Raw genomic sequence first — 14019 nt, forward strand, 5'->3', positions numbered from 1 at the left:
CGGGCTGGGAAGATGGACTCTGCCATTCTTGCCGATGCCGCCGACAACAACGCCAGGAGATACCCGCCGGTGAGCGAGACGCACGCCACAATCACCCCGGGCACGCCGGTCTTCCCGCCCGGGCGGTACGGCCGCCGCCGCGAGCCCGGCCGCCGCCGGCCACTCCTGCTCGCCCTGGTGGTGGCCGTCCTGCTGGCCATCCTCGGGCTGTTCGCCGCCAAGCTCTACCAGCAGTACGGCGACCCGGAGTACCGGGCTGAGGTGATCACCTACACCGGGATCACCGACACCCGGGTGGTGGTCGACTTCCGGGTCACCGTGCCGCCGGGCGGCTCGGCGACCTGCCTGCTGCGGGCCCGCTCCCACGACGGCGCCGAGGTCGGGCACGTCGAGGCCACCGTGACCGCCCGCCCCGGCCAGCGCCACGTCACCGCCCGGCAGGAGGTGCCGACCAGCGCGCGCCCGTTCGTCGGCGAGGTGCTGCGCTGCCGGCCCGCCGGCTGACCCGGCCGGCCCCGCACCCCCGGTCCCGCCGCCGGCACCGGGGGTGATCGGCGACACCCCGACGTGCCCGGCACTGGTAACTTGGTGGTTCACCTGTCAGCCAGTCCGCACCAACCGAGGAGACCGCCTGTGTCCACCAATGGCAACGGGGCGTCCGCCACCTGGCTGTCCCAGGACGCGTACGACCGCCTCCAGGCCGAGCTCGACGAACTGATCGCCAACCGGCCGGTCATCGCCGCCGAGATCAACGCCCGGCGCGAGGAGGGCGACCTGCGGGAGAACGGGGGCTACCACGCCGCCCGTGAGGAGCAGGGCAAGGCCGAGGGACGCATCCTCTACCTGAAGGAACTGCTCCGCACCGCCAAGGTCGGCGAGGCCCCCGCCGCCGACGCGGTGTCGCCGGGCATGGTCGTGACGATCTACTTCGACGACGACGCCGACGACACGGAGACCTTCCTGCTCGGCTCCCGGGAGATCGCCTCCACCACCGACCTGACCGTCTACAGCCCCGAGTCCGCGCTCGGCAAGGCGATCCTCGGCGGCAAGGCCGGCCAGACCTGCACCTACACGGCGCCCAGCGGCGCCGACATCAAGGTGACCGTGGTCAAGTTCGAGCCGTTCTCCGGCTGACCGCCCTCCGGACCCGCGCCGGACGGCTCGGGTCCGACCCGACCGAGGCTGACAGGCCCTCCTCGGACCCGAGCCACACTCCGACCCGCCCCGACCGCCCCGGCCCACCGGCCGGGGCGGTCGCGTCGTCGCGGGGCCCGGGCGGGTCACGACTCGGCGGCGAAGACCACCTGGTAGCCGCTGGCCCGCAGGGCGCTGATCAGCGTGTCCGAGTGCTCCACCCCGCGGGTCTCCACCGAGAGCGCCACCTCCACCTCGCCCAGGCGCAGGTGCGGGTTGGCCCGCTGGTGCTCCACGTCCACGACGTTGGCCCGGTGCTCGGCGATCTCGCTGAGCAGCGAGGCGAGCTGACCCGGCCGGTCGGTGCAGCGCACCGTCACCCGCAGGTAGCGGCCGGCCGCCGCCAGGCCGTGCTCGATCACCCGGAGCATGAGCAGCGGGTCGATGTTGCCGCCGGAGAGCACCGCCACCACCGGCGCCTGCACCTCCACCGCGCCGGCCAGCAGCGCCGCCACCCCGACCGCCCCGGCCGGCTCCACCACCTGCTTGCCGCGTTCCAGCAGCATCAGCAGGGCCCGGGAGATGTCCTCCTCGGACACCGTGACGATCTCGTCGACCAGCTTGCGGACATGGGTGAAGGTGAGGTCGCCGGGCCGGCCGACCGCGATGCCGTCGGCGATCGTCGAGAACGACGGCAGGCGTACCGGCTCGCCGGCCTTGAGCGAGAGCGGAAAGGCGGCGGCGCTGGCCGCCTGCACCCCGATCACCCGTACGTCGGGACGCAGCGCCTTGGCCGCGACCGCCATCCCGGAGATCAGGCCGCCGCCGCCCACCCCGGTGACGATGGTCTTCACGTCCGGGCACTGTTCGAGAATCTCCAGCGCCACGGTGCCCTGCCCGGCGATCACGTCCGCGTGGTCGAACGGGTGGATGAACACCGCCCCGGTCCGATCGGCGAAGGTTTGCGCCGCGACCAGCGACTCGTCCACCGTGTTGCCGACGAACTCGACCGTGGCGCCGTACCCCTTGGTGGCGGCGACCTTGGGCAGCGGCGCGTTGACCGGCATGAAGACCGTGGCGTGGGTGCCGACCAGGCCGGCGGCGAGCGCTACCCCCTGGGCGTGGTTGCCGGCGCTCGCCGCGACCACGCCGCGTTCCCGTTCCTCGGCCGAGAGCCGGGAGATCCGCACGTACGCCCCGCGCACCTTGTACGACCCGGCGCGTTGCACGTTCTCGCACTTCAGCCACGCCGGACCGCCCAGCACGGCGCTGAGCGGCCGGGACGGCTCCAGCGGGGTGGTGCGGGTGACGCCGGCGAGCAGCTCCCGCGCGGCCTGTACGTCGGCGAGACCGACCAGTTCCGTCATGCCTTGATCGTGCCACCCGCACCCGGGGGAACCGGCGGCGACGCCACGGTCGGATCGGTCGCGACCTGCGGCGACGGCCCGGTGACGGGCTGCGTCGGGTAGCCGGGGGCGTACCCGGCGGGCGCGCCGGGCCAGCCGGGGGCGACCGGCCAGGCCGGCACGGCCCGGGCGATCCGGTCCTGCTGGGCGGCGGAGATCCGCCGGATCAGCACGACGAACGCAACCCCGGCGACCAGGCAGGCCGCCAGCGGGACCAGCCGCGGGCCGATCGCGTCCTGGTAGTAGCGGACGTACGTGGCGAACTCCGCGTCGTTGCGGGGCCACTCGGTCAGCCGCGCGTACCGCTGGTCGTCGAGTTTGCTCACCACCCGCTCGCCGAGGGTGAACACCAGCCAGGCGGCCCACCAGAGCCCGACCAGTCCCGGGGCGCTACGACGCCACAGGCTGTCCCGGGCCACGTTGCCGACCACCCGCGCCGGCACGACGAAGTTGGCGAACGGCACCAGCCAACCGGCGATCGCCCACCCCGGGCCCATCGTCGGCAGGGCGCCCGGGAACGCCTCGAGGTTCTTCCGCACCCGCCAGGTCCAGATGATCACCAGGACGGCCGCGGTCAGCAAGGCCAGCAGGTAGGGCAGGTAGAGCAGGAGTTCGGCCACCGCCGCGCCCGTCAGCAGGTCGCGGTCGAGCTGCTCGGCCGCCGCGCGGGCCACCCGCACCCCGACGAGCGGGAACAGCGCGCCCGGCAGGTAGAGCAGGGTGGCCGCGCCGACCGCGATCGCCGCGGCGGTGCCGAGGCCGCGCACCGCGTACGTGGGCACCCCGGGGCTGACCGCCGGCTGGCCGAGCGGGGTGCCGCAGCGCTGGCACTCGTTGAAGGCCGGGGACGTGGCATCCCCGCAGGTCTGGCACTGCATCGGCGTCTCGTCCCCCGGGTCCGCGTGCGACGGTCGCGGACACGTTAGACGATCACGCGGTGGCCGGCGACCCCGTGCCGACCCGGGGGTAACCGGGGGCGTGCCGCGACCAGGGGGCCTGCATCTCGAACTGGCCGGCGACGCCGAGCAGCAGCAGTTCCGAGCCGGGCGGCCCGACGAACTGCACGCCGACCGGCAGGCCGTCCGGGCGGCGGCCGACCGGCACCACGATGGACGGCAGGCCGGCGATGTTCCACGGCGCGGCGTACGGGGCGTACCGGATGTTGGCCGACATGTTCGCCAGCCAGGATCGGCCGGACCAGCCGGCGGCCGCCGGCGGCGGGCCGGCCAGCGCCGGGGTGAGCAGCAGGTCCACCGAGTGGTCGGCGAAGAAGTTCACCGACCGCTCGCGCCAGGCGAGCCGGTCGGCCTCCCGGACGTACCCCCGGCGCTGCGCCCACTCGCCGAGCGCGACGTGCCGGCGGCTGCGCCGCTGGAGCTGGCGCGGCGCCACCCCGGCGGCGCGCACGTCGGCGGCGGCCGCGGCGAACCAGGTGGCGATGCCCTGCAGGCCGAGCCGGGTCGGGTAGACCGGGTCGGCGGGGACGGTGTCGTGCCCGGCGGCGGCCAGCAGCCGGCCGGCGGCGGCCACCGCGTCCCGGTTGGGCGCGTCCGGCGAGACGCCGCGCACCGGCGAGCGCAGCGAGACGCCGACCCGCAGCCGCGGCGGCGGGACCAGCTTCTCCGGGCGGCGCCCGGCCAGCACCGAGAAGCCCACCACCGCGTCGGCGACGGTGCTGGTGAGCATGCCGTGCTCGGTCAGGCCGAACCAGTCGTCCGCGCCGAGCTGGCAGGGCACCACGCCCCGGCCGGGCTTGAGCCCGACCAGGCCGCAGCAGGCCGCCGGGATGCGGATCGAACCGAGACCGTCGTTGCCGTGCGCCATCGGCACCAGCCCGGCGGCCACCGCGGCGGCCGCGCCGCCGGAGGAGCCGCCGGGGGTACGCGACAGGTCCCAGGGGTTGCGCGTGACCCCGGTCTCGTCGTCGGTGAGCGCCCAGAGGCCGAGCTCCGGCATCCGGGTCACCCCGAGGATCACCGCACCGGCGCCGCGCAGCCGGCGGACCACCTCGTGGTCGGCCTCCGCCACCGGGGTACGCACCGCCGCCGACCCGTTCCAGGTGGGCAGGCCGGCGACCGGGGTGTTCTCCTTGACCGCGACCGGCACCCCGGCCAGCGGGAGGTTGGCCAGGTCCTCCTGCTCGTCGACCTTCTCCGCCTCGGTGATCGCCTCCCCGCCGCGTACCGTGCGGAACGCGGCGAGGTCGGCGTCGGTCCGGGCGAGGTGGTCCAGGTGGTCGGCCACGACCTGGGTGGCGGAGACGTCGCCCCGGCGTACGCCCCGGGCGATCTGCCTGGCGGTCGCCCCCACCCAGGTCGTCGGCATGATGTCCTGCACGGCCACCCTCCCCAGCCAGCGGTCAGCCCAGCGCCTGCTCCAGATCGGCGAGCAGGTCGTCGACCGTCTCGATGCCGACAGACAGTCGCACGAGATCGGCGGGAACTTCAAGCGGCGAGCCGGCAGCACTCGCGTGTGTCATCCGTCCCGGGTGCTCGATGAGGGACTCGACCCCGCCGAGGGACTCGGCGAGCACGAAGAGCTTGGCCCGGTTGCAGATCTCGACGGCGTGCTCCTCGCCGCCCGTGGCGCGGAACGAGATCATGCCGCCGAACCGGCGCATCTGCTTGGCGGCCACCTCGTGCCCGGGGTGCGAGGGCAGGCCCGGGTAGATGACCTGAGCGACCTTGGCGTGGCCATCCAGGTAGGCCGCGATCCGCTCGGCGTTGTCGCAGTGCCGGTCCATCCGTACGCCGAGGGTCTTGATGCCGCGCAGGGTGAGCCAGGCGTCGAACGGCCCGTTGATCGCGCCCATCGCGTTCTGGTGGTAGCGCAGTTCCTCGCCGAGCGTCCGGTCGGCGGCGATCAACGCGCCACCGACCACGTCGGAGTGCCCGCCGACGTACTTGGTGGTGGAGTGGACCACCACGTCCGCGCCGAGCAGGATCGGCTGTTGGAGGTACGGCGAGGCGAAGGTGTTGTCGACCACCAGCAGCGCGCCGGCGTCGTGCGCCACGGCGGCCAGCGCGGCGATGTCGGCGATGCCGAGCAGCGGGTTGGTCGGCGTCTCCACCCAGACGATCTTCGTGCTGCCGGGGCGGATCGCGGCCCGCACCGCGTCCGGGTCGGAGACCTTGGCCGGGGTGTAGTCCAGTCCCCAACGTTCGGCGACCCTGGCGAAGAGCCGGTAGGTGCCGCCGTACGCGTCGTCCGGGATGACCACGTGGTCGCCCGGCTTGCAGACGGTCCGCAGCAGGGTGTCCTCGGCGGCCAGGCCGCTGGCGAAGGCGAGTGCCACCGGGCCGCCCTCCAGCGCGGCCAGGCACTCCTGGAGCGCGTCCCGGGTGGGGTTGCCGGAGCGGCTGTACTCGTAGCCCTGGCGGGGCGCGCCGACGGCGTCCTGGGCGTAGGTGCTGGTCTGGTAGATCGGCGGGATCACCGCGCCGGTGCGGGCCTCCGGGTCCTGACCGGCGTGGATGGCGAGCGTCTCGAAGCCGTGACTCATTCCCGAGACGTTAGTCCGCCCGCCCGTCCCGGTGCATGGAACCCGGGCCGGTAGGGGGCCGTGCTCCCGCCGTGCGGCGACGATCGGGGTCCCGGATTACGCTGCCCCGGTGAGCGGGTGCGTGTTCTGCGGGATCGTGGCGGGCGAGGTGCCCGCGTTCACCGTCGCCGACGAGCCGGACGGGGTGGCCTTCCTGGACACCCGGCCGGTGTTCAAGGGACATGTGCTGGTGGTGCCGCGCAGCCACCTGGTCACCCTCGACACGCTCCCGGCCGAGGTGCTGCCCGGCTACTTTCGGCTGGTGCAGCGGATCATCGTCGCGGTGGAGACCGGTCTGGGGTCCGGTGGGACATTCGTGGCGGTCAACAACAAGGTGTCCCAGTCGGTACCGCACCTGCACACCCACGTGGTGCCCCGGACCAAGGGCGACGGGCTGCGCGGCTTCTTCTGGCCGCGCACCCGCTACGCCGACGACGCCGAGGCCCGGGAGTACGCCGACCGGATCGCCGCCGCCCTCACCGGGTAAGGAAGCGGGGAGCGTTGGTGTTGCACACGCTGGGAAAGCCAAGAGAGGAGTCCCACCGTGTTCCTTCGCCGCATGAAGGCCGAGATGATCTCCCCCGACCAGGCCCTGCCGGGCCGCCCGATCGCGATGCCGATCGCCGACCGGCACGAGGTGCTCCCTTCCTCGCTGAAGGGTCCCTTCCCCGAGGGCTCGCAGGTCGCGGTCTTCGGGATGGGCTGCTTCTGGGGTGCCGAGCGACTCTTCTGGACCCTCCCCGGCGTGCTCACCACGTCGGCCGGCTACGCGGGCGGTCACACCCCCAACCCGACGTACGAGGAGGTCTGCTCCGGGATGACCGGGCACGCCGAGGTGGTCCAGGTGGTCTACGACCCGGCGCAGATCAGCTACGAGGACCTGCTCAAGGTGTTCTGGGAGAACCACGACCCGACCCAGGGCATGCGCCAGGGCAACGACGTCGGCACCCAGTACCGCTCGGCGATCTACGCCACCACCGACGAGCAGCTCGCCACGGCGCAGGCGTCCCGGGGGGCGTTCGCGCCGATCGTTGCGCGGGCCGGCAAGGGCGAGATCACCACGGAGATCGCGCCGCTCGGTGACTACTACTTCGCCGAGGACTACCACCAGCAGTATTTGGCGCCGACGAAAAATCCGGGAGGGTATTGCAACCACGGCCCGAACGGCATGACCTGCCCGGTGGGCGTCGCACGGGTCGAGTAACGGCAGCTCAGCCGGGGGTGCGGGCGCTACGTCTCCGCGACGTGGAAACCGGACCCCCGGACGCCAACCACGATCCCGCGCGTTTTGAGCGCCTCGACGGGCCCGCGCCACAGTGCGCCGGGCCGACCCAGATCTACCGACGACACTGAACGGACTGCTATCCGTCATCGCGACTGCGCGGCGGCACCACGGTGGTCAGTTTGCCGGTCTTCACGTCGTACGCCTATCCAGAGACCTTGATCTTCGGCGACACCTGCGGCGTGTTGATGAGCTTCTCCACATCTCCCGGCACGGTCTGGGTCGGGTCGAAGACCGCGTTGTCAGCCAGGGCGGCGTCATCAAGGCCTCGCTCGCGGAACCCTTTCCGCAGCGCGGCATCGGCGAACCCCATCCCGCAGTCCGTGTGATGCACGACAGCGGTGTCGAACCAGTCCGCGTCGGGCGCCTTGATCTCGTGCAGATAACTGATCCACGCCAGGCCCAGGATCGCGGCGGGAGTGACCCGACCGCCCAATGACCGGGAGACGATGGCGTCCCCGAAGGACAGATCGAAGATGAATGCCGGGTCAACCCGCGGATCGAGGCACGTGATGACGAAAAGCTGCCTGTTGGGGATGAACGGGATCTTGGGTGCCTGATCCACCGCATCCGTGGCAGCGAAACGGACATTGCGCTGCAGCAGGCCGTCCATTTTGCCCATCTGGTGAGCCTAAGCCGGACGCCCCGCCCGGCGCCCTCGAACGGCCGATCCGGGCGACGACGGAGTACCGCATCGTTCGCCAGGGCCGAAGAACCCGATGGGTTATTGCAACCACGGGCCTAACGGCATGACCTGCCCCGTGGGCGTGGCGAAGATCGCCTGACCTTGCCGAACCCCTGGCGTGGGTTCGTGGATCCGCGCCAGGGCCGTCGGACGTCACGTCGGACGCCAAGATTTTTCAGCCCGAGGTGTCGCATCGGCCCAACGCCGTTCGTAGCGAAGATGGGGCGAACAGAGGGTCCGCCCGAGACGAGGGAGCAGACATGGCCGAGTACCTCATCTACTTCAACCAGCAGTGGGTTGGTAACCACACCGAGGAGTGGTTTCGCGGGCGTGGGCCACTCGCCGCGGCGGTCGTGGACGAGATCAAGGCAGCCGGGGCTTACGTGTTCGCCGGGGGACTGGAGGAAGACGGCCCCGTCTTCAGCGCCGACGCCACGAGTGGCACGTTGATGTTCACCGACGGACCCTACGTCGAAACCAAGGAGTGGCTGGGCGGGCTGACGGTGGTGGACGTGGCCGACGAGGAAACAGCCCGGATGTGGGCCGGCAAGCTCGCGGAAGCATGCGGCTGGCCCCAGGAGGTCCGACGGTTCGGGCGGCAGCCCGCAACCCGGTGATGAGTGGCGATCAGGCCGCGCCAGTTATGGAAATACCGCACCCGCCGCCAGAGTCGAAGAACCCGAACGGGTACTGCAACCACGGCCCGAACGGGCTGAGCTGCCCGGTCGGCGTGGCGCGTACCGCCGGCTGACCGACCGGATGTCCGTTTCCCGGGCCTGCGGTGTTTGTCACACCGCAGGCCCGGCGCGATTCGGGCACCCGGCCGGCCGCCGGCCGGAAACCCCGCCCCTGGTCAGTGGCCGGGCCCGCGCGGGCGCGCATGCTAGCAAAGTCGCAACATCACCAACATCAGCTCAACAGGCGAACCGCAACGTCCTCTGGCAGCATGGGCTCGCATGTGCGGACTGGCTGGAGAGTTCCGTCGTGACGGTTCACGCGCCGATGTGGCTGCGGTGGAGCGCATGGCGGCCACGATGAGTGACCGAGGGCCCGACGACAGTGGAGCCTGGTCCCAGGGGCCGGTCGCCCTCGGCCACCGTCGCCTGAAAATCATCGACCTCTCGGCGGCCAGCGGCCAGCCGCTGGTCGACGCCGCCGCAGGGCTCACCGGCGTCTTCAACGGCTGCATCTACAACTACCGCGAGCTGCGCGAGGAGTTGCAGGCCAGGGGCCACCGCTTCTTCTCCGCCGGCGACAGCGAGGTCGTGGTCAAGGCGTACGCCGAGTGGGGCCTGGACTTCGTCGACCACCTGATCGGCATGTTCGCCGTGGCGATCAGCGAGCGGGACACCGGTCGGCTGGTGCTGGCCCGGGACCGGCTCGGCATCAAGCCGCTCTACCTGGCCGAGACCCCCGGCCTGGTCCGCTTCGCCAGCACCCTGCCGGCGCTGCTGGCCGGCGGCGGGATCGACACCTCGATCGACCCGGTGGCGCTCGCCCACTACCTGAGCTTCCACAGCATCGTGCCGCCGCCGCGGACCATCCTGCGCGGCGTGACCAAGCTCCCCCCGGCCACGGTCCGGGTGTACGAGCCGGACGGCACCACCCACGAGCGGGTCTACTGGGACCCGTCCTTCACCCGCGCCACCGACCGGTCCGGCTGGACCGAGCGGGACTGGCAGGACGCGCTGCTGGAGTCGCTGACCACCGCCGTACGCCGGCGGATGGTGGCCGACGTGCCGGTGGGCGTGCTGCTCTCCGGCGGTCTGGACTCCAGCCTGGTGGTGGCGCTGCTGGCCGGGGAGGGGCAGTCCGGCCTGGCCACCTTCTCCATCGGCTTCGACGCGGTCGGCGGCCGGGAGGGCGACGAGTTCGTCTACTCCGACCTGGTCGCGAAGACCTTCGGCACCGACCACCACCAGATCAAGGTGCCCACCGGCGACCTGCTGCCGCCGTTGGAGGCCGCCGTCGCGGCCATGAGCGAACCGATGGTCAGCCACGACTGCGTGGCGTTCTGGCTGCTGAGCCAGGAGGTCGCCCGGCACGTCAAGGTGGTTCAGTCCGGCCAGGGCGCGGACGAGATCCTGGGCGGCTACCACTGGTACCCGCCGCTGGCCGGGGCGGACCGGGAGGGGGCACTCGACACGTACGCCCGGGCCTTCTTCGACCGCGACGCGGCCGGCCTGGCCCGGGTGCTGAACCCGGCGTGGCTGGCCGACGGCGACCCGGCCCGCGAGTTCGTCGCCGCGCACCTGGCCCGGCCGGGCGCGCAGACCGCGGTCGACGCCGGCCTGCGGATCGACACCCAGGTCATGCTGACCGACGACCCGGTCAAGCGGGTGGACAACATGACCATGGCGCACGGGCTGGAGGCCCGGGTGCCGTTCCTCGACCACGAGTTCGTCGAGCTGGCCGCGAGCTGCCCGCCGGAGCTGAAGCTGGCCCAGGGCGGCAAGGGTGTGCTCAAGGAGATCGGCCGGCGGGTCCTCCCGCACGAGGTGATCGACCGGCCCAAGGGCTACTTCCCGGTGCCCGGCCTCACCCACCTCGAGGGCAAGCTCCTCGACCGGGTACGCGACGCCCTGACCGCGCCGCAGGCCCGCCGCCGGGACCTGTTCCGCGCCGACTACGTCGACGCGCTGCTCGCCGACCCGAACGCCGAACTGACCCCGTTGAACGGAAACAAGCTGTGGCAACTGGGACTCCTGGAAATGTGGCTCCAGAGCCACGGAATCGACTGACCGTGACCGACACCCTCGCCACCGGGGCGGCCCGGACCGACCGCGAACGGGTGCTGGGCCGGCGCCGGGAACGCGTCGGCCCGGGCGGCGACCCGGTCGCCCCCGGCGCTCCCGATTCGCGACAGGAGCCCGCCGACGGGCCCGGCGTGGTGCTGGACTGCGGCTGGGGCCGGTTGGTCTTCGGGCAGACCTTCACCGAGCAGGTCGAGGTCGCCCACGTGCTGCGCTCCGAGGCGGCCGGCGCCCGGGACATCTGCATCTACCTGCGCGACCCGCACGTGCTGGTCTCCCGGCTGCCGGACGAGCTGTTCATCGACCCGTCGCTGACCTACCGGCTGCCGCTGGGCGGGCGGCGGCCGGCCGCCACCGAGGGCGGCGAGATCCCCGGCCTGACCGTCCGCCCGCTGCGGGACGCCGACGACGCGGACGCGGTGAACCGGATCTACGCCCGCAACGGCATGGTCACCGCGCCGGTCGAGGTGCTGGTGGACAACGCCGGCAGCGACCGCTTCCTGCACCTGGTCGCGGAGGACGCCACCGGCGAGGTGGTCGGCACGATCACCGGCGTCGACCACGTCGCGGTCTTCGCCGACCCGGAGAACGGCGCCAGCCTCTGGTGCCTCACCGTGGACTTCAACACCGCGCCGCCCGGCACCGGGCAGGCCCTGCTCACCGCGCTGGCCGACCGGCTCGACGCCCGGGGCCGGGCCTACGTGGACCTGTCGGTGCTGGCCGAGAACTCGGGGGCGATCCGGCTCTACGAGCGGCTCGGCTTCCACCGCACCGGGACGCTCTGCGTGAAGCGGAAGAACCCGATCAACGAGCGGCTCTTCCTGGCCGCCACCCCGGAGGGGTACGACGAGCTCAACCCGTACGCGAAGATCGTCGCGGACGAGGCGATGCGGCGCGGCATCCGGGTGGAGGTGACCGACCCGCACTGGGGTGAGCTGAAGCTGACCAACGGCGGGCGGACCATCCACACCCGGGAGTCGCTGTCGGAGCTCACCTCGGCGGTGGCGATGAGCCGCTGCGACGACAAGCGGGTGACCCGGCGGATCCTGGCCCAGGCCGGACTGTCGGTCCCGCGCGGCCGGACCGCCACCGGGGACGCCGACGACCTCGCCTTCCTGGCCGACGTGGGCCCGGTGGTGGTCAAGCCGGCGCGGGGCGAGCAGGGCAACGGCATCACCGTCGGGGTCCGTACGCCGGAGGCGCTCGCCGCCGCCGTCGAGCTGGCCCGCCGGTTCTGCCCGGACGTGCTTATCGAGGAGCTGCGCGCGGGCGAGGACCTGCGGGTGGTGGTCATCGACCACGAGGTGGTGGCCGCCGCGGTCCGCCGCCCCGCGCAGATCACCGGGGACGGGGTGCACGACGTCACCGAGCTGATCGAGCGGCAGAGCCGGCGTCGCGTCGCCGCCACCGGGGGCGAGTCGCGGATCCCGATCGACGACATGACCCGCGAGGTGGTGGCCGAGGCCGGCTACCGGATGCACGACGTGCTCCCGGAGGGGCAGGTGCTGGCCGTCCGGCGGACCGCGAACCTGCACACCGGCGGCACCATCCACGACGTGACCGCCGAGCTGCACCCGGAGATCGCCGAGGCGTGCGTGACGGCCAGCCGGGCGCTGGACATCCCGGTCACCGGGCTGGACCTGCTGGTACCCGCCCCCGACCGGCCGGAGCACGTGTTCATCGAGGCGAACGAGCGGCCCGGCCTGGCCAACCACGAGCCGCAGCCGACCGCCGAACGCTTCGTCGACCTGCTCTTCCCCGGCACCCGGGCACCCCAGCGGCTCTGGTCCCCGGCCGGCACGGGAGGCGCCGCGTGAGCCCGAAGCCGTTGGAGCTCGACCTCGACTACCTGCGCCAGGTGCTGGTGGAGTTGCTGGAGATCCCCAGCCCGTCGGGGCGTACCGACCACGTCCAGCAGTACGTGGGCGAACGCCTCTCCGCGCTCGGCATCGGTTCGACGCTGACCCGGCGCGGGGCGCTGAGCGCCTGCCTGCCCGGTCCCCGGGAGACCGGCGCCGACCGGGCGATCGTGGTGCACACGGACACCATCGGCGGCATGATCAAGCGGCTCAAGGAGAACGGGCGGCTGGAGCTGAAGCCGATCGGCACGCACAGCGCGCGCTTCGCCGAGGGCGCGCAGGTCCGGATCTTCACCGACGACCTGGACCGGATGATCACCGGCCAGGTGCTGCCGCTCAAGGCCAGCGGGCACCGCTACAACGAGGCCGTCGACCTGCAGGGCGTCGGCTGGGAGCTGGTGGAGGTGCGGGTCGACGAGCCGGTGGACGACATCGCCGGCCTCCGCGCGCTCGGCATCGACGCCGGCGACTTCGTCGCGCTGCTGGCAAACCCGACGATCACCCCCACCGGGTACGCGAAGTCCCGGCACCTGGACGACAAGGCCGGCGTCGCCGCGGTGCTGACCGCGTTCAAGGCGATGGTCGACGCGGGGATCACCCCGGCGGTCACCGCGCACCTGCTGGTCACCGTCACCGAGGAGATCGGGCACGGGGCGAGCCACGGGCTCGACCCGGACGTGGCGGAGATCGTCTCGGTGGACGCGGCGGTGGTCGCCCCCGGCCAGCAGTCCCGGGAGGACGCCGCCACCCTGGCCATGGGCGACGGGGTGGGCCCGTTCGACTACCACCTGACCCGCAACCTGGCCTCGATCGCCCGGGAGCACGGCGTCGACCTGGTCCGGGACGTCTTCGACTACTACCGGTCGGACGTGGCCGCTGCGGTCGAGGCGGGCGCGCACGCCCGGGTGGCGCTGCTCGGCTTCGGCGTGGACGCCACCCACGGGCACGAACGCACCCACCTCGACGGCCTGCGCCACCTCACCCAACTGCTCTGCCTCTACCTGCAGAGCCCGCTGGTCTTCCCGGAGTGGGACGCGGAACCGGAGGGCGACCTGGCCGACTTCCCCTCACTGGCCGTCCAGCCGGCGTCGGAGGAGGGCCCCCGCGAGGGCCCGATCGGCCTGGACTGAGCGGGCTGCGGCCGCCCGAGGCGACGTCCCGGCTCCCAGGTCGGCACAGTCCGCGGCGACGCTACGAACCTGATGTCGTGAACGATTCCCTTCGGCCCGGCCAGATTCATCCACGTCATCAGGTTGGTAGCGAACGGCACACAGTCTCGGGCCGGGCCGACCCGACCTGTGATCCAAATCCGTTGCCGGGCCACCGGGGAGTGGATAGCGTGGCGGTACACGGGAAAGG

13 protein-coding genes and 1 pseudogene are annotated in these 14019 nt (G+C 72.6%); 9 read left to right on the plus strand and 5 right to left on the minus strand.

Translation table 11 applies throughout. The annotated features are described in order from the left end of the window. Nucleotides 1–69 precede the first annotated feature (69 nt). On the plus strand, nt 70–504 hold the full coding sequence (locus ACZ6S5_RS08600; protein ID WP_465999159.1) for a DUF4307 domain-containing protein: 435 nt from the start codon (nt 70–72) through the stop codon (nt 502–504). A 129-nt stretch (nt 505–633) separates the two neighbouring features. Beyond that, nucleotides 634–1134 (plus strand): transcription elongation factor GreA, encoded by a 501-nt coding sequence (gene greA / locus ACZ6S5_RS08605; protein ID WP_465999161.1) that lies wholly within the window; start codon nt 634–636, stop codon nt 1132–1134. 146 nt (nt 1135–1280) lie between these two features. On the opposite strand, the gene ilvA is transcribed toward greA, so the two are convergent. From ilvA to ACZ6S5_RS08625, 4 genes are read right to left on the minus strand one after another with little or no spacing between them, the layout of a single operon-like run. Then, nucleotides 1281–2501, minus strand: a complete 1221-nt coding sequence (gene ilvA / locus ACZ6S5_RS08610) for a threonine ammonia-lyase (RefSeq protein ID WP_465999162.1) — start codon at nt 2499–2501, stop codon at nt 1281–1283. Further along, nucleotides 2498–3418: a DUF4328 domain-containing protein gene (locus ACZ6S5_RS08615; RefSeq protein WP_465999164.1), complete on the minus strand. Its 921-nt coding sequence runs from the start codon at nt 3416–3418 to the stop codon at nt 2498–2500. The genes ilvA and ACZ6S5_RS08615 overlap by 4 nt, the downstream gene beginning before the upstream one ends. A 52-nt stretch (nt 3419–3470) precedes the next feature. Beyond that, nucleotides 3471–4883 carry an amidase gene (locus ACZ6S5_RS08620; RefSeq protein ID WP_465999165.1) on the minus strand — a complete coding sequence of 471 codons (1413 nt, stop codon included), beginning with the start codon at nt 4881–4883 and terminating at the stop codon, nt 3471–3473. 16 nt (nt 4884–4899) lie between these two features. Then, complete coding sequence (locus ACZ6S5_RS08625; RefSeq protein ID WP_465999167.1) at nt 4900–6042, minus strand: cystathionine gamma-synthase; 1143 nt, start codon at nt 6040–6042, stop codon at nt 4900–4902. Between the two features lie 109 nt (nt 6043–6151). On the opposite strand from ACZ6S5_RS08625, the gene ACZ6S5_RS08630 reads away from it, so the two are divergent. Next, nucleotides 6152–6568 (plus strand): HIT family protein, encoded by a 417-nt coding sequence (locus ACZ6S5_RS08630; protein ID WP_465999169.1) that lies wholly within the window; start codon nt 6152–6154, stop codon nt 6566–6568. Between the two features lie 57 nt (nt 6569–6625). Beyond that, nucleotides 6626–7285 (plus strand): peptide-methionine (S)-S-oxide reductase MsrA, encoded by a 660-nt coding sequence (gene msrA, locus ACZ6S5_RS08635; protein ID WP_465999171.1) that lies wholly within the window; start codon nt 6626–6628, stop codon nt 7283–7285. Nucleotides 7286–7508: 223 nt separating this feature from the next. Here msrA and ACZ6S5_RS08640 read toward each other — a convergent pair whose 3' ends face one another. After that, nucleotides 7509–7985 carry a carbonic anhydrase gene (locus tag ACZ6S5_RS08640; RefSeq protein ID WP_465999173.1) on the minus strand — a complete coding sequence of 159 codons (477 nt, stop codon included), beginning with the start codon at nt 7983–7985 and terminating at the stop codon, nt 7509–7511. Between the two features lie 323 nt (nt 7986–8308). On the opposite strand from ACZ6S5_RS08640, the gene ACZ6S5_RS08645 reads away from it, so the two are divergent. From ACZ6S5_RS08645 to ACZ6S5_RS08665, 5 genes and pseudogenes are all read left to right on the plus strand, one after another. Next, nucleotides 8309–8665 (plus strand): YciI family protein, encoded by a 357-nt coding sequence (locus tag ACZ6S5_RS08645; protein ID WP_465999175.1) that lies wholly within the window; start codon nt 8309–8311, stop codon nt 8663–8665. A gap of 53 nt (nt 8666–8718) precedes the next feature. Then, nucleotides 8719–8799, plus strand: a pseudogene (locus ACZ6S5_RS08650) (peptide-methionine (S)-S-oxide reductase MsrA); the annotation flags it as partial. A gap of 205 nt (nt 8800–9004) precedes the next feature. Then, nucleotides 9005–10789: an N-acetylglutaminylglutamine amidotransferase gene (locus tag ACZ6S5_RS08655; RefSeq protein WP_465999177.1), complete on the plus strand. Its 1785-nt coding sequence runs from the start codon at nt 9005–9007 to the stop codon at nt 10787–10789. 2 nt (nt 10790–10791) lie between these two features. Continuing rightward, nucleotides 10792–12618 carry an N-acetylglutaminylglutamine synthetase gene (gene ngg, locus ACZ6S5_RS08660; RefSeq protein WP_465999179.1) on the plus strand — a complete coding sequence of 609 codons (1827 nt, stop codon included), beginning with the start codon at nt 10792–10794 and terminating at the stop codon, nt 12616–12618. After that, nucleotides 12615–13790 carry an osmoprotectant NAGGN system M42 family peptidase gene (locus ACZ6S5_RS08665; protein ID WP_465999181.1) on the plus strand — a complete coding sequence of 392 codons (1176 nt, stop codon included), beginning with the start codon at nt 12615–12617 and terminating at the stop codon, nt 13788–13790. Before ngg ends, ACZ6S5_RS08665 begins: the two co-directional genes overlap by 4 nt. Nucleotides 13791–14019: the final 229 nt, after the last annotated feature.

This window comes from Micromonospora sp. NPDC051924, from assembly GCF_055586005.1.